General features: G+C 41.2%; 24 protein-coding genes. 18 read left to right on the top strand and 6 right to left on the bottom strand.

Annotation, left to right across the window (positions count from 1 at the left end):
• Positions 1–20: 20 nt before the first annotated feature.
• From MHH61_RS00785 to MHH61_RS00770, 4 genes are all read right to left on the bottom strand, one after another.
• The gene (locus tag MHH61_RS00785; protein WP_024428045.1) at positions 21–1,256 is read right to left on the bottom strand and encodes an MFS transporter; all 1,236 of its coding nucleotides are present in this window, start codon (positions 1,254–1,256) and stop codon (positions 21–23) included.
• A 199-nt stretch (positions 1,257–1,455) separates the two neighbouring features.
• Positions 1,456–1,800 carry a YolD-like family protein gene (locus tag MHH61_RS00780; protein WP_024428046.1) on the bottom strand — a complete coding sequence of 115 codons (345 nt, stop codon included), beginning with the start codon at positions 1,798–1,800 and terminating at the stop codon, positions 1,456–1,458.
• A gap of 15 nt (positions 1,801–1,815) precedes the next feature.
• Positions 1,816–3,048 (bottom strand): DNA polymerase IV, encoded by a 1,233-nt coding sequence (locus MHH61_RS00775; protein WP_125587267.1) that lies wholly within the window; start codon positions 3,046–3,048, stop codon positions 1,816–1,818.
• Between the two features lie 152 nt (positions 3,049–3,200).
• Positions 3,201–3,650 carry a YfmQ family protein gene (locus MHH61_RS00770; RefSeq protein WP_024422888.1) on the bottom strand — a complete coding sequence of 150 codons (450 nt, stop codon included), beginning with the start codon at positions 3,648–3,650 and terminating at the stop codon, positions 3,201–3,203.
• A 278-nt stretch (positions 3,651–3,928) separates the two neighbouring features.
• On the opposite strand from MHH61_RS00770, the gene MHH61_RS00765 reads away from it, so the two are divergent.
• The 6 genes from MHH61_RS00765 (at position 3,929) to MHH61_RS00740 (ending at position 7,602) form a co-directional block, all read left to right on the top strand.
• The gene (locus MHH61_RS00765) at positions 3,929–4,408 is read left to right on the top strand and encodes a GNAT family N-acetyltransferase (RefSeq protein WP_125587268.1); all 480 of its coding nucleotides are present in this window, start codon (positions 3,929–3,931) and stop codon (positions 4,406–4,408) included.
• Complete coding sequence (locus tag MHH61_RS00760) at positions 4,405–5,379, top strand: GNAT family N-acetyltransferase (protein ID WP_125587269.1); 975 nt, start codon at positions 4,405–4,407, stop codon at positions 5,377–5,379. The genes MHH61_RS00765 and MHH61_RS00760 overlap by 4 nt, the downstream gene beginning before the upstream one ends.
• Before the next feature lie 79 nt (positions 5,380–5,458).
• Positions 5,459–5,785, top strand: a complete 327-nt coding sequence (locus tag MHH61_RS00755) for an iron-sulfur cluster biosynthesis family protein (RefSeq protein WP_024428050.1) — start codon at positions 5,459–5,461, stop codon at positions 5,783–5,785.
• 12 nt (positions 5,786–5,797) lie between these two features.
• A complete protein-coding gene (locus MHH61_RS00750) occupies positions 5,798–6,037 on the top strand; it encodes a YqkC family protein (protein ID WP_024422884.1) in 240 nt (79 codons plus the stop codon).
• Between the two features lie 27 nt (positions 6,038–6,064).
• Positions 6,065–6,211, top strand: coding sequence for a hypothetical protein (locus tag MHH61_RS00745; protein WP_157840128.1), 147 nt, complete (start codon positions 6,065–6,067; stop codon positions 6,209–6,211).
• A gap of 128 nt (positions 6,212–6,339) precedes the next feature.
• A complete protein-coding gene (locus tag MHH61_RS00740) occupies positions 6,340–7,602 on the top strand; it encodes a tetratricopeptide repeat protein (protein WP_024428051.1) in 1,263 nt (420 codons plus the stop codon).
• Positions 7,603–7,628: 26 nt separating this feature from the next.
• Here the strand turns inward: MHH61_RS00740 and MHH61_RS00735 are convergent, their stop codons facing one another.
• On the bottom strand, positions 7,629–8,555 hold the full coding sequence (locus MHH61_RS00735; RefSeq protein ID WP_125587270.1) for an alpha/beta hydrolase: 927 nt from the start codon (positions 8,553–8,555) through the stop codon (positions 7,629–7,631).
• A 123-nt stretch (positions 8,556–8,678) separates the two neighbouring features.
• On the opposite strand from MHH61_RS00735, the gene MHH61_RS00730 reads away from it, so the two are divergent.
• Together MHH61_RS00730 and MHH61_RS00725 are read left to right on the top strand one after the other, a co-directional pair.
• The gene (locus MHH61_RS00730; protein ID WP_025093024.1) at positions 8,679–8,903 is read left to right on the top strand and encodes a YqkE family protein; all 225 of its coding nucleotides are present in this window, start codon (positions 8,679–8,681) and stop codon (positions 8,901–8,903) included.
• 192 nt (positions 8,904–9,095) lie between these two features.
• A complete protein-coding gene (locus tag MHH61_RS00725; protein WP_241218603.1) occupies positions 9,096–9,500 on the top strand; it encodes an antimicrobial peptide LCI in 405 nt (134 codons plus the stop codon).
• 135 nt (positions 9,501–9,635) lie between these two features.
• Here MHH61_RS00725 and MHH61_RS00720 read toward each other — a convergent pair whose 3' ends face one another.
• Positions 9,636–10,559 carry an aldo/keto reductase gene (locus tag MHH61_RS00720; RefSeq protein ID WP_125587271.1) on the bottom strand — a complete coding sequence of 308 codons (924 nt, stop codon included), beginning with the start codon at positions 10,557–10,559 and terminating at the stop codon, positions 9,636–9,638.
• 168 nt (positions 10,560–10,727) lie between these two features.
• Here MHH61_RS00720 and MHH61_RS00715 point away from each other — a divergent pair, with 168 nt between their 5' ends.
• The 10 genes from MHH61_RS00715 (at position 10,728) to deoB (ending at position 18,338) form a co-directional block, all read left to right on the top strand.
• Positions 10,728–11,285, top strand: a complete 558-nt coding sequence (locus tag MHH61_RS00715; RefSeq protein ID WP_024422878.1) for an NUDIX hydrolase — start codon at positions 10,728–10,730, stop codon at positions 11,283–11,285.
• Complete coding sequence (locus MHH61_RS00710; RefSeq protein ID WP_125587272.1) at positions 11,282–12,463, top strand: TIGR00375 family protein; 1,182 nt, start codon at positions 11,282–11,284, stop codon at positions 12,461–12,463. The genes MHH61_RS00715 and MHH61_RS00710 overlap by 4 nt, the downstream gene beginning before the upstream one ends.
• Positions 12,450–12,902, top strand: a complete 453-nt coding sequence (locus tag MHH61_RS00705; protein WP_024428055.1) for a GNAT family N-acetyltransferase — start codon at positions 12,450–12,452, stop codon at positions 12,900–12,902. Before MHH61_RS00710 ends, MHH61_RS00705 begins: the two co-directional genes overlap by 14 nt.
• 68 nt (positions 12,903–12,970) lie before the next feature.
• Positions 12,971–13,192, top strand: coding sequence for a hypothetical protein (locus MHH61_RS00700; protein WP_024428056.1), 222 nt, complete (start codon positions 12,971–12,973; stop codon positions 13,190–13,192).
• A gap of 111 nt (positions 13,193–13,303) precedes the next feature.
• Positions 13,304–14,434, top strand: a complete 1,131-nt coding sequence (locus MHH61_RS00695; RefSeq protein ID WP_080708052.1) for a S8 family peptidase — start codon at positions 13,304–13,306, stop codon at positions 14,432–14,434.
• 116 nt (positions 14,435–14,550) lie between these two features.
• Positions 14,551–15,195: a stage II sporulation protein M gene (spoIIM, locus tag MHH61_RS00690; protein ID WP_024422873.1), complete on the top strand. Its 645-nt coding sequence runs from the start codon at positions 14,551–14,553 to the stop codon at positions 15,193–15,195.
• 110 nt (positions 15,196–15,305) lie between these two features.
• Positions 15,306–15,758: a ferric iron uptake transcriptional regulator gene (fur, locus tag MHH61_RS00685; protein ID WP_003215577.1), complete on the top strand. Its 453-nt coding sequence runs from the start codon at positions 15,306–15,308 to the stop codon at positions 15,756–15,758.
• 117 nt (positions 15,759–15,875) lie between these two features.
• A complete protein-coding gene (locus MHH61_RS00680; protein WP_024428058.1) occupies positions 15,876–16,103 on the top strand; it encodes a YqzK family protein in 228 nt (75 codons plus the stop codon).
• Positions 16,104–16,109: 6 nt separating this feature from the next.
• A complete protein-coding gene (gene xerD, locus MHH61_RS00675) occupies positions 16,110–17,000 on the top strand; it encodes a site-specific tyrosine recombinase XerD (protein WP_125587274.1) in 891 nt (296 codons plus the stop codon).
• A gap of 153 nt (positions 17,001–17,153) precedes the next feature.
• Positions 17,154–18,338 carry a phosphopentomutase gene (deoB, locus tag MHH61_RS00670; RefSeq protein WP_125587275.1) on the top strand — a complete coding sequence of 395 codons (1,185 nt, stop codon included), beginning with the start codon at positions 17,154–17,156 and terminating at the stop codon, positions 18,336–18,338.
• Position 18,339: the final 1 nt, after the last annotated feature.

Raw genomic sequence — 18,339 nt, 5'->3', positions numbered from 1 at the left:
CAAACGAGAGAGCGGTTTTTTTAATGATCTCCACTTACTTTAACAGCTATGGCTGCTGCCGATCGCTTTTTTAGACGGTAATATCCAATGAGTAAGAATGGAACGCCTGCGATGGTGATCATTGACAAGACCGTAAAAATGGAGAGGGGATGGGCTGCGCCAAAATAGTCAATGCACAGTCCGCCGACAAATGGTCCGATGACACTGCCGAGCTGAGAAAATCCCATCGCCCCAAAGTACGATCCCTTCACTTCAGGCTTTGCAATATTGTCTACAAAAAGATCCATCATCGCAAACAGCAGAACCTCCCCAATCGTAAACACGACAATGATGAAAGCAAGCATGCCGAGACTTTGTGAAAAAGCAATGGCAAACAAACTGCCGGCAAGAAGAATATTTCCGGTGGTCAGCGACAAAATGGTGGAGTAGCGCTTCGCAATCATGATGAGCGGATATTGTACGACAATGACAACCACTGCATTTAAAGATAAAAGATATCCAAACAGTTTAGGACCATCCTCAATCATAGGTGACGCTGATAAGTATTGAGGCAGCGTTGAGCTTAAATGCGAATACCCGAACGAACATAAGGTAACGCCGATGAGGATGATGCTAAAGACCGTATCTTTTTGGATAATGGAAAGGGCTTTTTTGACGCTGATTTGTTTCGTACTTTCTGGAGCAGCAACTGGATGCTTCTGAAATTGCCAGGCCAGTGTTAATCCATATAACAAATAAATGAAGGCAGCGACAAGAAATGGAAACGTTGTTTTCGATGACCCGAGATATAAGCCAAGCAGCGGACCAAAGATCACCCCGATATTAATGGCCGTATACCGTAAATTAAAAACAAACAACCGAATACTTGATGGGGTGACATCAGATAAGAGTGCCTTAGACGTCGGTTCAAACAGTGCCCGGCACAGTCCATTTAAAGCGTTCATGAGAAAGAAGACCCAAATGGCATCTGCAAACGCAAAGCCAACAAAGACAAGTGTCCAGCCGAAGATGGATAGAAGCATGACCTTTTTCCTGCCGATTCGGTCAGAAACATAGCCGCCGTAAAAACTCGCCACGATCCCAATAAGGGAGCTGACGGCAATGATTAACCCAGCTGAAGAAGCTGAAGCCCCTTTGACTTGTGTCAAATAAACGGCCAAAAAAGGAATGCTCATGGACGTCGCCATTCGGCCGAATATGGTGCCGATGATGATCGTCCAACTAAGTGGATGTAAAGTACGTAAGTTATTTTTCATGATGTTTCTCCCCTGAGTGTTAAGATGTTCCAATCATACATGAAAAATTGTGCAAATTAAATACACAATTTGATGGAGGAGACATCCGTCATATGGCAGAGGAGGCCCGAATAGCTCGCAAATTTGGAGAGCATGTTTTTTTCTCCCGGTGCTTCTATGTCTTTTAGTATGCTGATTCGTACGATCACTTAAAGACAATTTAATCAAGATCAATCGCGACAATTTGCTGCAAGGACAGGTGGAGAACATCTTCATCATTGACGATTTTTATGCGCTGCGTTTCATAATGAATGGTTTTCACCCAGCCCCAAAACTGCTGTTTCATACCTGCTGCAGCATATGTTACGCAAATCGCTTGGTCCTCTGTAATCGACTGTGTGATCAAAAAATTCATTTCCTCTAGTTGATCAGTGCTCAGCGGAGGAGGTGTGTATTCTTTTTTCTTTCGTTTTTGAGCAAGCAGCTGTTCACGGTGCTCTGGGAGCATCATTCGGCTTGATTCCCACATGATGTTGTATCCAGGTGTTAATTTATTGGGATTCATGGCTGTTCGCCTCCGTTATTTGTAATGTCCACCAATTTTTTCGGCGCGGTGATACGCCTGTCCTGCGCTTGTTAGTGACGAGGCGTGCAAGAGTGCAGCAGGTCCATACTTCATATGGATCGCATCAAATACTTTGCTGAGTCTGTCTTTTTTGAAATGGTGATCAAATAAACTCAGCTGATATTGGCTGTCAGGCTGCAGCTGCGAGAGAGTAATACCTACACTGCGAATGGGCTGGCCGTCCCAGTGCTGCTGACATAGCTGAATAGCTGCTTCTGCAATATCTCTCCCGTACTGTGTGGGGGAATGGAGCTTGATTTGTCTATGAAATCCAGTCGGATGAGAAAAATCAGCGCCTCTTACGCCAACAGACACCGTTTGCCCAACATAATGCTTAAAGCGCGCACGTCTTGCCACTTCTTCACTCAATTCAAGAAGGGCGACTTTGATGTCCTCAAAGGACGCATAATCATGGGGAAGGGTCATGTGATGCCCAACCGCTTTTTGCTGATCATGTGTGTGAAGAGTGACCGGGGAAGGGTCGTGTCCTAAAGCAGTTCGCTGCAGAAGCTCCCCGTTGATTCCCCAGCGTTTTTTTAGCCGGTCTAACGGATAAGTAGCAAGTGTCCCGATGGTACTGATGCCCATTCGTTTTAAGTGGTGCTCCATCCGTTTGCCGACGCCAAATAATTTTCCAATCGGAAGCGGCCATAAATCAGCCGCAACCCGGTCTGCACGAAGTTCATAGATGCCAGATTTGTTTTTTTTAGCAAAATGGTCACAGGCCATTTTAGCGAGCACTTTATTAGGGCCAATCCCAACACGTGCGTAAATGCCTGTCTGGTTCATAATGGTCGTTTGTATATTTTGAGCGATCTCGCGCGGCGAACCGAGTAGTGTCACACTTCCCGTAATATCGAGAAACTGTTCATCAATTGAATAGGGTTCGACAAGATCTGTGTATTGTTCAAGCAGTTCTGTCATCATGACAGAGACATCAAGGTAGCGCTGCATACGTGGACGTACGACGACGGCTTCAGGGCATTTCTCCTTTGCTTCCCATAATCTTGATGCATTTTGTACGCCCCGTTTTTTAGCGAGCGGGCAGGCTGCAAGTACGACCCCGCTTCGCCGCTCGGGATCTCCTGAGACGATGAGCGGCACATCCTTCAAATGGGGAGCCTCCACTTTTTCGACTGACGCATAAAACGACTGCATATCCACAAGCAGAATGGCTCGTTCATTCATGATTTTCACCTCTTAGAACGTATGTTCTGTATACATTTTAACCGCCAGAAGGTGAAATTGATACTGGTAAATCATTCAAAGAGAAGAGTGTAAATCCATACAAAAAAGACGAAGTGTCTCCACTTCGTCTCATCTGGGTAAAATGAGTCATTTTAAGCATGTGCCAAGTTATTTGATGTTTGGAGCGGCTCAGAACGCAAACGATAGGCCGTTAGTTTTTTCTTAGGCTTATGGGTAAACTGCCGCACCACATCCACGTGGTCATCGTAATGATACAGATAAAGGGTTACATCATGCTTGCCAAGCTTTGTTTGCATGGTAAGCGGCGCCGGCCCTTCCTGCGGATGAAGAAAACGCTCTTCGTCACCAGGATAAATATAATAGCGTTCAATAAAGATCGCATCATTAAAATGTTGAATAATTTCGGATGTTTGCTGATCATCGAGTGGACGTCCTTGAAACGTCATCGTTGTTTGATCACTTGTTACTTTTGCATGCACCGCATAACGACTAAAAAGGCGTTCAACAACACCCGAAGGCAGCGAAGTGACAAGCAGCTTTAAAAGACTAAACACAACAAGTGAAGTAACAATCCAAACCAATATCATCATCTCCAATAAACATTTGGTACATTTCTTATATGAACAATTTTAACATAACAAAAGAATGGATCTTTCGCATAAAAAGTGAACTTTTTGAAATAAGTGTGAAGATTTAAAAGGAGATGACAGCAAAAGAACGAAGAACCAACAAAGCTGAAAGGAAAAAAGGCTGATACATCACCTTTACAAACAATTGATCAGACAGGTAGACTATTGAAACAGTTGATTTTTGTGAAAAAAGAGCGGTACAGCTAAAAATGAAAAGGGGCGAGGCCATCATGATACGTCAAGTGAAGCCGTCAGATTTTTATGCGGTCACATCCGTCATTCAAAGCTGGTGGGGAGGCAGAGATTTACGCGCGAAATTGCCAAAGCTATTTTTCGAACATTTTCAGCAAACAAGTTTTGTCGTTGTTGAAAAAGGTGAACTGATCGGCTTTCTAGTCGGTTTTTTATCGCAATCGCATTCAAATGAAGCGTATATTCACTTTGTTGGGGTACATCCAGACCACCGGAAATTGAAGATTGGCAAAATTCTCTATCAAGCGTTTTATGAAGCGGCTGAAAAGGAAGGAAGAACAACGATTAAGGCTATTACAGCTCCTGTCAATAAAGTCTCGATTGCTTACCATACAAAGCTCGGTTTTCAGATAGAAAAGGGAGATAAAACAGTGGATGGTATTTCAGTTTTTTCAGATTACGACGGCATTCATGAAGACCGGGTGCTATTTGTGAAAAAGCTGGAGGCGAAAGCATGATCATCAGACTGGATCAAAAAAATGAAGAACAAGCGAAAGAGCTGTTACATATCCAATTGGCTGCATATCAGCGGGAGGCAGAACAAATTGGCTATCAAGATTTACCGCCCTTAAAAGAAACGGTTCAAGACATAATAGAAACAGATGAGATTTTCATAGGCTTTGAAAAAGAGGGGCATTTGTTAGGAATCGCTTCATATGAACTGCATGATGATCGGATCATCCTCAGCCGGTTAGCTGTGCACCCACATCATGTCAATCAAGGAATCGGGACAGCGCTCCTGCAATCCATTATCCAGTATCAAAAAACAGTCGAGCTCACAACAGCAGAGGCAAATACACCAGCAATCAAGCTTTATGAAAAACTAGGGTTTAAACAGAAGGCCCGTTTGCAGGTGGAAAACAAGCTGATGTTAACAAAGATGGAACGTTTGATGCTTCGAAAGGTGGAAGTGATTGAATACCAATCGAGCTGGCCAAAACAATTTCAAGATGAGCATGACAAGCTGAAAAAGATAGTTGGCGACAACTGGGTATATGGCCACCATATTGGCAGTACGTCAGTCATAGGAATGGCGGCTAAGCCAATTATTGATATCTTGCTAGAGGTGAAGCATATCAGCACCTTAGATGAGTGTAACCACCTGTTTCGCCAGCTTGGATATGAACCGCTCGGAGAAAATGGACTCAAGGGAAGACGTTTTTTTAGAAAAGGCGGCTTGAACCGAACACATCACGTTCACGCCTATGAAGCCGGACATGATGATGTAAAAAGGCATTTGGTGTTCCGAGATTATTTAAAAGCTGCACCTGATCGTGCCAAAGCCTATGCAGATAAAAAGCGTCAATTGGCAAAAGCCTATCCTGAAGATATGGCAAGTTATATCAAAGGAAAAGATGAGCTCATTAAAGAAATTGAACAAGAAGCGTACAATTGGTCAGACCAGTTAAAGACAAATGATCAGACATAAGAGCTAACAGGGCGTGAACATGTTTAATTGATGACTGATATGTTACAATGTAACAATCAACGAAAAAAGGATGTTCGGCATGTATATTCATATAACAGAACCAGCAGCAGCGTTCCTTACAAAACAACAAGCAGGGCATGAAACAAAAGAACTGCTCCTTCGATATGATTCAGATGGGTGCGGCTGTGCGGTAAGCGGTGTCCCAATGATTTGGCTTACAGGTGAAAGAACAGGCGAATGGGAAGAACTCAAGCATAATCAGCTCTTTAAGCTGTACATACACACAGCACAAAAGGTCTTTTTTGACGAGGAAATGACGATTGATTTTAACGAAAAAGCCAACACACTCATGTTGAAAAGTCCTCAACAAATACTCAGCCCGAGAATGGGTATACTTGTAAAGTAAGGTGGAAATGTAGTGGATCAAAAGCTAAAAGTGATACAAAATACGGCACAAAATAAAACATGGGTGTCGTTTTTAAATAACAATCATCCCTATAGCCTTTTGCACTGGTCAATAGGTGGAATGGATTCGGTGAAAAAGGACGTTTGGCTTCTTCAAGATGAAGTCACATTTGAAACAGAAGAATTTCCAACCCTCGAATTAGCTGTCAATTGGATCAAAGAGAATATGGACCAAGTAACAGATGTATTATAAAAGCCCTTTTTCGGAAGGGTTTTTTTCGTGCGTTCATCATCTCATCAAACCGCACGGCTGTCTAATCCGGAAAATGATCTTTTGGGAACGGAAAAAGCCGTTTTTCAACAAACAATTCGACAAAATGAGCAAGCTGGAAATAAAAAAATAATGGCTGTAAATGCCGAAAAATAGGCATTTGTAGCGTTAATTGCGGGATACCGAAAACTTTGCGAAAAATGACATTTCATATTTCTTCCATTCGAGGAAATGTGATAGAATACAACATGTATCGTATATGGGAAGGGAGGTGCTAAAGTGAATTGAAGCTCAAGCTGTCATCGCCTCAGGTTGGAATCAAAATAAACGAATGGTATAGGCAGATTTGCGGATTTCATGTGATGAAAGCAGAGAAGCTGAAGGCGGAGATCGAGCAGGAAATCCTGGAGATGGAGCAGGATCAAAACTTGTTATTGTTTTACCAGCTGATGGATTTTCGCCACAAGGTGATGCTTGAATATTTTGAACCGGCAAAGAAAGCCTCGAATGATGAAGAGATTAAGAATTTGCTAGAAACGATTGAACATTCACAAACGAAATTAACGGATATGCTTGAATACTATGTTCATTTTTTCACAGGAATGTTTGAATTTGAACAGAGAAACTATTTAAGTGCCATTGCTTATTACCGCTCAGCAGAAAAAAAGCTCAATCTCATATCAGATGATATAGAAAGAGCAGAATTTTACTTTAAATTAGCAGAAATTTACTACCACATGAAACAAACCCACTTTTCGATGCACTATGCCTTGCAAGCGTTAGATACGTATTCTGCCTACAGAACGTACACGCTGAGAATCATCCACTGTGAATTTGTCATTGGTGCAAACTATGATGATTTGAAATGCTATGAACATGCATTGCCCTACTTTAAAAATGCTCTAAAGCGAGCACGCTCAATTGGAAACCCTCGAGTCATAGGTTCGGCCCTTTTCAACTTAGGTAACTGTTATTATCAAATGAACGATCTTGCGGAAGCAAGCCGTTATCTGAAAGACTCTATTGAAGTGTTTGAAAAGGAGAATTTAACCCATCTTAATCGCTCTCTAGACCCACTATTTATGCTGACACAAATCCTGTTTAAACAAAAACAAATAGAAGAGTCGTTAACCCTCTATCAACAAGGTATTATGAAGGCCTGTGAATTAGAAGATGAAATTTACATCTGCAAATTTCAGTTCTTAAAAGCATTATACGTTGATGCAGACATAACAATCATAGACGATACATTAGACCTGCTCGAGGACAAGCGCTTATACCCAGATATTGAGGAATTGGCACTTGATGCGGCTCATTATTACAATGAGCTTGGACTGTTTGAAGTATCTACCCGGTTTTACGAAAGGAAAATTCAAGCCATATCAAAAATCCAAAATGGGGGTCATTTATATGAAAACGAGTTTGATAGTTCTTTTATTGGCAGCAACTGCAGGATTATCGGTCATGAGTCAGCAGCAATCGGAAGAGAGCCATATGGAGCTTGCGGGCAGACACCATACAACAGTGGTGACTATCGTATAAGTTAGCTCAAAAAGAGGGGACGAACTGCTGTTCATTCTCCTCTTTTATTTTCATTCAATTCAAATTTTTGAAGAAATGCTTGAATTTCTTGCTCATAAGCTTCCTTATTTTCGCTAAAAGACATTGCATGCGCACCGTGTGGCGCAATAAATAACTGTTTGTCACCCTTTTTTCGTGCATATAACTGCTGACTTTGCTCACAGGGGATATAGTCGTCATGGCGGCTATGAATAAAAAGTACAGGTTCTTTCACCTGATCAATCACATCAAGAGGGGAAACTTGCCGGATGCGGTATCCATCCCGCCATTTTAACACTTGATCACTTAGTGGAAGAATCCACTCTCCTGAAAGGCGAAAATCTGTTTTTAATCGATAAAGAAGCTGGTCCTCAAAAGAAGCAAAAGGGCAGTCTGCTATGTAAAAATTGGCGTTTGCTTCTGGCTTTGCAGCATATAACAAGGTCGTGACTGCACCCATTGATTCTCCGTGTATCCCAATGAGGGCACTTTCTCCGAGTTTTTGTCTGAGCCACTTTACGATCTTTGCTAGATCTTCTTTTTCATAATATCCATAACTTGTGGTTTTCCCGCCGCTCATTCCATGTCTCCTATGATCATAAAGCATCACATTCCATCCGAGCTTTTGGAATAATTTCATATACTTAACGGAGTTAATCAAGCTGACTGTAACACCGTGGCAAAGGACGATTGTGCGTGTTGTATGTGGATACGGCACAAAATAGCCATGGAGATCATAACCAAATGCTGAAGGAATACACACTTTCTCTTTTTTAAGCTGTTGAAATTCCTCATGATGATAATGGCCTCCATCTGATTCTCGTTTGATGAGCTCTTCATCCGTTAATTTTCGAATATACATCATTTTATTGGTGAAAAAAATGCCGATTGCAGCGAGTGGACATAATATGAAGGCAAATATAGCGATCCATTTCTTCATCTAGCCGATTCTTCCTTTCAGGAGTTTTTTCTATGACGATCATACCACATCTTGGGAGATTGGCGTGCCTCTTGCTCAGAAAATAAAACGGACGATACACTAAGTCAAAAGGAGAGAGGCACAATGAAAAAGACCAAACAAGATCAAGTGAAATTAAAGGACGGCATAAACGATGATGTCAAACAGCAGCTTCTTCAAATGAAGCAGAACCTTGCCGTCGAAACAGAAAAAAGAGAAGAACAAAAACGACAAGACCTCCTTCGGCAGCAGAAAGAAAAAGAAAAAAACAAAAGCTTTTCAGAGCTGCTAGATGAAAGCCATTTAGACTGGAGAAAGTATAAAAGCTAAAAAAGAGGGCGATGATGCTCTCTTTTTTCATACCATCATTTTAAGATAGATCCACAGCAGAAACATAGAAGTGCTTAAAGAAAAAGCACTTCTTCCCTCTTCATATCACTTCATTTCAGAATGGTGACAGTATGATATCTACAGTCAAACGAACGAAATCCCATAACTTATGTTTAAGATAGAAGTAAAAAGGTGAGTATTGAATTATTTAAATTCCTTTTTATTGAAAATATGGTCTTTAAGACCCTTTTGATAGAGGGTTATTCTCCTTATAATGAAGGTGTATTACAAAAATTGGGAATGGAGATGATTCACATGAAATTGAGAAAAACAATGGCTGGAGTCACTTTATCTTTAGGATTGCTTTTACCTGTTTCTGGACAAGCTCTTGCTACAAATGATTTAACGAATGCTGATTTGAGTACAAAGGCTACTTCAATTGTAGATTGTTCTGTAACCCCTTTTAAAGGCGCAAGTAATCGACTATGTATGTATTCAGATAATGGTTCTTTTGCAAATAGTTTCAGTCGCTTTGGTACTACATTTTATCTTAAAGGCAAATCTGGAAATTATGCATATTATGAAAGTGCAAGATAAGGACAACGGGGCTTTTAGCCCCTCCTCATTTTTAATAGAGAAACACTAGTATCATACATACGCTAAAATAAAAAGATTGTAGAAAAACATGAGTTTTTCTACAATCTGAGAGATTACATCATATGATCTTTTTTGTTATTTGAACCGGTGCGTTTCATACACAGATGGTTTTGTATAGTAAGTTAATGCTTTAACTTCTTGGTCACTTAATGAACGTGCATTTGCTGCTGCTATATTTTCTTTTAACTGATCCACTGAGCTTGCACCAAATACAACGGAACTGACCGCAGAATGTTTCAGTATATACTGAATGGACAGTTCAGTGAGTGATAGGTCATAAGCGATTTTCTTTAAAGAAGGAATGATCTGCTGAAGCTCTTCAAATGAATATTGAAGATAGCCGTTTTTTTGAATCGCTGCACTTGCTTGAGAAAGTGGCTTTTCAGTTAATAATCCTTTCGCTAAAGGGCCTCTTGCGACGACACTAATGCTTTGTTCTTCAAGTAGAGAGAACCATTCTTCTGGGCGGCGGTCGAGTAAACTATATTGCATCATCACGCTTACGATATTGGACTTTTTGGCATATTCTTTAATGACATTTGGACGGATAGATGAAATGCCATAATAGCGAATTACGCCTTCCTCTACTAAGTCTTCAAAAGCCTCAATCGTTTCATCAATGGGGTCATCAATCGTGCCTCCGTGCAATTGATATAAATCAATATAATCTGTTTGAAGCCGCTTGAGGCTTTGTTTTACTGCTTCCTTTATGTACGCTTTTGAAGGATCCCAGTCCCAGCCCGGTTTGCCTTTTTCAAAGCGGTTGCCGCCTTTTGTCGCCAAAATCAAATCCTGCCGTCTGTTTTTAATGGCTTCCCCGACAATTTCCTCATTTGTCCCAAAATCATATAAATCGGCTGTATCCAAATAGTTAATTCCGAGATCAATGGCCTCATCTAATAAAGAGAGCGCTTTTTCTTTTTCCGTCCCAAGAGACATGCATCCTAGTGCCGCTTCGCTCACTAAGAGATCTGAGGTGCCAATTCGTCTTTTTTTCAATTCCATCACACTCCTATCCTTTCACATTAAGTGAAAAAAATCAGGAATTCAAGCTAGGTGATTTCAAATGGCGCATTGAAGCAAGCGTTTCGCTTTTCGCTTCTCTTAAATCATCTATGTTAAAATAAATGAAGTAAAAAGTGAAAGTAGAACGAGGAGCTGACAAAATTGAAGGACTTTGAAGAAAAAACATTATCGTCTAAAGAATTATACAACGGAAAAATCATTGATTTGGTTCTTGAAGATGTAGAATTGCCTAATGGAAAACAAGGCAAACGCGAAATCATTAAACATCCTGGTGCAGTAGCCGTCATTGCACGTACAGATGAAAATAAAATCATCTTGGTCAAACAATACCGTAAAGCACTAGAGAGAGCCATCGTTGAAATTCCGGCCGGAAAACTAGAAAAAGGGGAAGAGCCGGCACATACAGCATTAAGAGAATTAGAAGAAGAAACAGGATATACAACTCAGCAGCTTCAAAAGCTGACGGCCTTTTATACATCACCTGGTTTTGCAGATGAAATTGTTCACATCTATCTAGCAGATCAGCTAGTTCCGCTTGAAGAAAAAAGAGAGCTGGATGAAGATGAATTTGTCGAAGTAATGGAAGTTTCATTAGAAGAAGCCTTGCACCTCATTGAAGAGCAGCATATTTATGATGCAAAAACAGCCTATGCCATTCAGTACTTACAACTGCAAGAGGTACTTGAGTCAACAAAATGAAGGAATTTTTTGCAGACATCCATATCCATATTGGCAGAACAAGAACAGGCAGAGCTGTCAAAATTACAGGTGCAAGGTCACTGACAATTGATCAAATTCTTATTGAAGCAGCAGAAAGTAAAGGGATGGGGATGATTGGTGTGATTGATGCACAATCTCCAGAAGTCCTAGAAGAATTAATAGAAGGTGTAGAGGAAGGCAGGTACACTGAACTAAATGACGGCGGTCTATCATTTGGAGAGACAGTGCTGCTTTTAGGCAGTGAATTAGAAATCAATGATGACCATTCAAAGGGACCGATTCATGTGCTGGCATTTATGCCCACACTACACAAAATGTCTGAGTTTTCCGCATGGCTTTCGTTTCATATGAAAAATGTGCATTTGAGTTCACAGCGCCTCTATGTTGATGGGAAAACACTTCAGCGTAAGGTTAAGGAGCTGGGAGGTTTGTTTATTCCTGCTCATATTTTTACGCCGCATAAAAGTCTATACGGCAAAGGGGTCAACACTTCTTTAACGGAAGTATTTGATCCTGACCTTATTGATGCTGTTGAGCTTGGTCTTAGCTGTGATACGTCAATGGCGTCCCAGTTGAGTGAGCTGAACCGGTATCCCTTTTTAACGAATTCAGATGCTCATTCTTTAGGGAAAATCGCGCGGGAATATACAAAAATCAAAATGGATCATGCCTCTTTTGCCGAATTCAAGCTAGCCCTTGAAGAAAAAGATGGCAGAGCTGTCACAGGAAATTATGGACTTGCTCCGCGGCTTGGGAAGTATTATCATACGACCTGCGAGAAATGCGGGGTTAGACCTCACGCACCAGATCAAAAAGAGTGCCATGTATGCGGACATACACGGATGACAAAAGGAGTAAGTGAACGTTTAGAAGAGCTTGCTGACCAAGAAAGTGAAAAAAGAATGAGACCTCCTTATGTTCATCAGCTTCCGCTTCAGTTTATTCCGGGAGTTGGACCTAAAACACTGGAGAAGCTAAAAGCCGTGTTTCACACAGAGATGAATATTTTACATCAAGCAACAGAACAAGAACTAAAAGCCGTTCTGCCAGAAAAGACAGCGGGCTACATCATCAAAGCAAGGAAGGGCGAAGTCGGACTCATCGCTGGTGGAGGCGGAGTGTACGGTAAGGTGGATATCAATCATGAGTCACATTAAATGGACATGTCACACATTTGAACAATTGTCAAAAGAGGATCTTTACTTAATTCTCATGGAAAGAGTCAACGTGTTTGTTGTAGAACAAACATGCCCTTACCCTGAAATTGATCACAGGGACCAAGAAGCGCTTCATCTCATCGCAAAAGAGAACGGCGTCATTGTGGCGTATTGCCGAATTTTCCAAAACGGGATCATGTACAAAGAGGCGTCCATCGGCCGCGTTCTTGTGACGCAGGCGGGCCGGAAAAAAGGCTATGGAAAGCTGCTGCTCATCAAGGCTTTAGAAAAGCTTAGTGAATTAGGTGAAACAACTGTCAAAATACAGGCGCAAGCCTACCTGAAGTCATTTTACGAATCATTTGGTTTCAAGGCCGTCTCAGATGTTTATGATGAAGATGGGATTCCGCATCTTGATATGGTGAAAACAGAAAGATAGACGTGTATACGTCTATCTTTTTTATGAAACATCGTGTATCATAACGTCAACGAAAGGGGTTTTGCCAAATGGGAAAAAGCAAAGCAAAGAAAAAACGAGAGCATATCCAAAGGCAGCACAGCCGAAATCCAGAACTGTCGAGAGGAAACATGCCGCATTTTAGCACACACGAAAGGAAGACAAAAACAAAACAAGAAGCCTTGCAGCATATGATGAAAAAACATAAAGGACGAAATGCTTATGATCACTATCAAGAGGATCATAAGCATTTTTATTTTGCTTTTTTGTGACAACTAGATCAAATAAATGGAAAAATTTTAAAAAATAGGACAAACGGTCGTTTCTTTTTGTCTAAAAATGTAGTTAAATGACAAAAAGAAACGAAAGGGAGAGTGAGTATCGTGAACGTCAAGTCATTTGGAGCAGGGCTTTGTATGGCAAGTGTGCTTGTGGCATCGGTCATGTTTGGCGCGTCAGATATTTCTGCAAAGGAGCAAGCAAAAAAAGAGTACATGATCGGCTTTTCTTCTTCCGTTCAAGACAAAACCCAAAAACAGCTTGTAGAAGAAGCTGGCGGGCATGTGAAAGAATCCATAGAGCAAATAGATATGATGAAAGTGTCATTGAATGAGACTTCGAAAAAGAAACTGAATGAAGCAAAAGAAGTGACCTTCATCGAGGAAGACCAAAAAGCAAAAACTAGCGGTCAAACTGTTCCATACGGCATCAAAAGCATCAAAGCACAAAAGGTACATAAACAAGGATACGCTGGACAGAATGTCAAAGTAGCCGTTCTTGACAGCGGCATCGACGGTAAACATGAGGATTTACATGTCACCGGCGGGGTGAGCTTTGTACCGGCAGAGTCTGATCCGCTTGTTGATCCGCATGAACATGGAACGCATGTGGCAGGCACAATTGCCGCATTAGATAATAAGGTAGGTGTCGTTGGTGTTGCGCCAAAAGCTTCTATCTATGCTGTCAAGGTGGCAGATGAAAATGGTGACGGCTACTATAGCTGGATCATAAAAGGGATTGAATGGGCCATTGAGAATGACATGGATGTCATCAATATTAGTATGGGGGGAGCAAGTGAATCTGAGGCGCTGAAAGAAGCGGTAGATCGAGCGTATGATAAAGGGATTCTCATTGTGGCTTCAGCAGGTAATGAAGGAAGCTATGGCTCTCTCAATACAATTGACTATCCGGCTAAATACAGCTCAGTGATGGCGGTTGCCTCTGTTGACCAAAAAAAGCAAAGAGCCTTTGATTCATCTGTTGGCGAGGAAATCGAAGTCTCAGCACCAGGCGTTTCAACGCTGAGCACCATTCCTCATAACGAATACGGCTACATGAGCGGAACGTCAATGGCATCACCGCATGTAGCGGGCGCTGCGGCTGTCATTCTATCAAAACATCCGAATCTGACAAACGATGAAGTACGCGAGAGATTGTCAAAAACGGCGACAAAGCTTGGAGAACCTTTTTATTATGGTGCCGGGCTTGTGAATGTACAAAAAGCCGCACGATAAATGAAAAAGAGAAAGCAGTGAGCAGGCTGCTTTCTCTTTTTTCTTTCGATAAAACTGTCATGTTTCGTAATCTCTCTCATAGAATCTAGTAACCTTACTATTTGGGAGGAAGACACATGCGGAAAAAGTCTTGGAAGGAGCATCTTCTTCAGCACGTAAAAGATCATCTCTCGATTTATTTATTTGTCTCTGTACTCTTTTTAATGGGTGTGATCTTCGGGGCCATCATTGTCAATAGCATGACATTCAGCCAGAAAGAGGATTTATTCTATTATTTAAATCAATTTTTTGGTCAACTGACAAATGAGAAAGCAGCAGAATCAAAAGAAATGTTTTTACAAAGCTTCCTGCATCATATGAAATATTTAGGCCTTATGTGGATTCTGGGAATCTCCATCGTTGGTCTGCCGCTTATCTTTCTTATGATCTTTTTAAAAGGAATTGTTGTTGGGTTTACTGTTGGTTTTCTCGTGAATCAAATGGGGCTGAGTGGATTTTTTCTCTCGTTCGTATCGGTGCTTCCGCAAAACATTTTGCTCATTCCAGCCTATTTAGTAATTGGCACTTGTGCGATTGCGTTTTCCATCCGTCTCATTGGACAGCTCTTCATGAAAAAAACCATCAGTCAAGCACCCGTCCAGTGGTTTGGCCGGTATGCATCAGTTCTGCTGATGATTTTAGCGCTTGCTGCACTTTCGTCTTTTTTTGAATCGTACATATCATTCATGCTGATGAAAAAGCTGGCAGGTGTTCTTTTATAATTGTTATTAATTAATAATCAATTTATTTATCAATTTAAAATGATTATAGTTGGCTCTCAGCACATCATTTGATATAATGATCAAGTAATGTGGCGTAGGAGGGAAAGTCAATGGAAAATAGGATTGATCGAATTAAGAAACAGCTTCATTCTTCCAGCTACAAGCTCACGCCACAGCGTGAAGCCACAGTAAGAGTACTGCTTGAGAATGAAGAAGACCATTTAAGTGCAGAAGATGTATACCTCCTCGTAAAAGAGAAGTCTCCTGAAATTGGTCTTGCTACTGTTTATCGGACGTTAGAATTGCTCACTGAACTGAAAGTTGTTGATAAAATTAACTTTGGAGACGGCGTTTCGCGATATGATCTTCGCAAAGAAGGAGCCGCTCACTTCCATCATCATCTTGTCTGCATGGAATGCGGAACAGTCGATGAGATAGAAGATGATTTATTAGAAGATGTCGAAGAGATTATTGAACGTGACTGGAAATTTAAAATTAAGGATCATAGATTGACATTCCATGGTATTTGCCACCGGTGTCATGATGATGAATCCGGCAAATAATCCGAATTGGAACCTTTTCATTTAAGATGAAGAGGTTTTTTGCATTTTCGCTGTATATTCCTTGTCCCACCTGGCATATGCTGAAGTAATGAGAAGGTGAGAAAGGACTTGAAGTTTATGCGGAAATGGCTCAAAACAACAGGTGAAGTGATCAAAGTATTTATCTTGTTCACTGGTTTTACCGTCCTGTTCTATTATGCTATGATATGGATAAATTCAGAATATGAAAGCTACCATCGTTATGATAAACCAGAGGGTGCAGCAATTAAAGTGATGGAAATGGATCAGCCGAATCAAGACAATTGGCAAGACCGATTGATTTATTTTTATCAAAACGGGGAGTAGAAATCATTGAACGATCAATTATCCGACTTTATTCATTTTATGACCGTAGAGAGAGGACTCTCTGAAAATACCATTGTTTCTTATAAAAGAGACTTACAGAACTATTTGTCTTTTTTAATGACAAATGAACAGCTGACGGATATTAGCGATGTCACGCGTCTGCATATCATTCATTATTTAAAGCAGTTAAAAGAGGAAGGGAAATCGAGTAAAACGTCTGTACGGCATCTATCATCGATCCGTTCCTTTCATCAATTTCTGCTTCGGGAAAAAGTGACAACGGATGACCCGTCATGGAACATTGAAACGCAAAAAACAGAGCGGACTTTACCGAAAGTTTTATCATTAGGGGAGGTCGAAAAGCTGCTTGATACACCAAATCAGCACACTCCCTTTGACTACCGAGACAAAGCGATGCTTGAGCTCTTATATGCAACAGGCATTCGCGTCAGTGAAATGCTGGATCTGACCCTTGCTGATGTTCACCTCACAATGGGCTTTGTCCGTTGTTTTGGAAAAGGAAGAAAAGAGCGTATTGTGCCAATCGGTGAAGCTGCTGCAAGCGCGATTGAAGAATATCTCGAAAAGGGAAGAAGCAAGCTGTTAAAAAAACAGCCGTCCGATGCCCTATTTCTCAATCATCACGGGAAAAAAATGTCGCGCCAGGGCTTCTGGAAGAACTTAAAAAAACGAGCCATCGAAGCAGGGATTCAAAAGGAACTAACGCCTCATACGCTCAGGCATTCATTTGCTACACACCTGCTTGAAAACGGTGCGGACTTAAGAGCTGTACAGGAGATGCTCGGACATGCCGATATCTCGACAACACAAATTTATACACATGTGACGAAAACAAGACTGAAAGATGTGTATCACAAATACCATCCAAGGGCATAAGTAAAGCATGACACAGTGAACGGGTGTCATGCTTTTTCATGTTTACACCGTTTATGGTTGTCAACTGGCTTGTAAACGGTTTATACTTGAGATGTCTGACCTCTCACTGTTTGTAAGGTCAAAAGACAAGAATATTGAAGGAGGCGCTTTTTAATGCCTGATTATCAGTATAAACGTATTTTCCTCGTCGTCATGGATTCAGTAGGAATTGGGGAAGCACCAGATGCTGCTGATTTTAATGATGTAGGTGCAGATACACTTGGACATATTGCTGAAAAAATGAACGGGCTTCATATGCCGAATATGGCGAAGCTTGGGCTGAGTCATATTAAAGAAATCAAAGGAATTCCAGCGGATAAAAAACCGCTTGCGTATTATGGAAAAATGCAAGAAGCATCAAATGGTAAAGACACAATGACAGGACACTGGGAAATCATGGGTCTTTACATAGACACACCGTTCAAAGTCTTTCCAGACGGATTCCCAGACGAACTATTAAATGAACTAAAAGAAAAAACAGGCCGAGGTATTATTGGCAATAAACCTGCGTCTGGTACGGAAATTTTAGATGAGCTTGGCGAAGAGCACATGAAAACAGGCGATTTAATCGTTTATACATCTGCGGATTCTGTGCTGCAAATTGCTGCGCACGAAGAAGTTGTGCCATTAGATGAGCTTTACCGTATTTGTGAAATTGCCCGTGAACTCACATTAGATGAAAAATATATGGTTGGACGGATTATCGCTCGTCCGTTTGTCGGAGAGCCTGGCGCATTTGTTAGAACGCCAAACCGTCATGACTATGCGTTAAAACCATTTGACCGTACAGTCATGAATGAACTGAAAGATGATGGACTCGATGTCATTGCGATCGGAAAAATCTCTGATATTTATGACGGCGAGGGGATCACATCATCTCTTAGAACAAAATCAAACATGGATGGAATGGACAAGCTGGTCGATACACTTAAAACAGACTTTACAGGACTCAGCTTTTTAAACCTTGTTGATTTTGACGCTCTTTACGGACATAGAAGAGATCCAGAGGGTTATGGAAAAGCACTAGAGGAATTTGACGCACGTCTTCCTGAAGTGTTTGACCTGTTGAAAGAGGATGATCTTCTTGTGATCACAGCAGATCATGGAAATGACCCGGTTCATCACGGAACAGATCATACAAGAGAATATGTTCCGCTCATTGCTTACAGCAAAAAGCATCAGGAAGCAAATGAACTGCCAACAGCAAAAACGTTTGCTGATCTTGGGGCAACCGTTGCAGATAATTTCAAGATAGCGATGCCAAAATACGGAACAAGCTTTTTATCTAAACTCAAATAGG

This window comes from Bacillus sp. FSL K6-3154 (genome assembly GCF_040869395.1).
GTDB classification, from domain to species: Bacteria; Bacillota; Bacilli; order Bacillales; family Bacillaceae; genus Bacillus; species Bacillus safensis.
The sequence above is the reverse complement of the archived record's forward strand: the minus strand, read 5'-3'. Positions and strand labels throughout refer to the sequence as shown.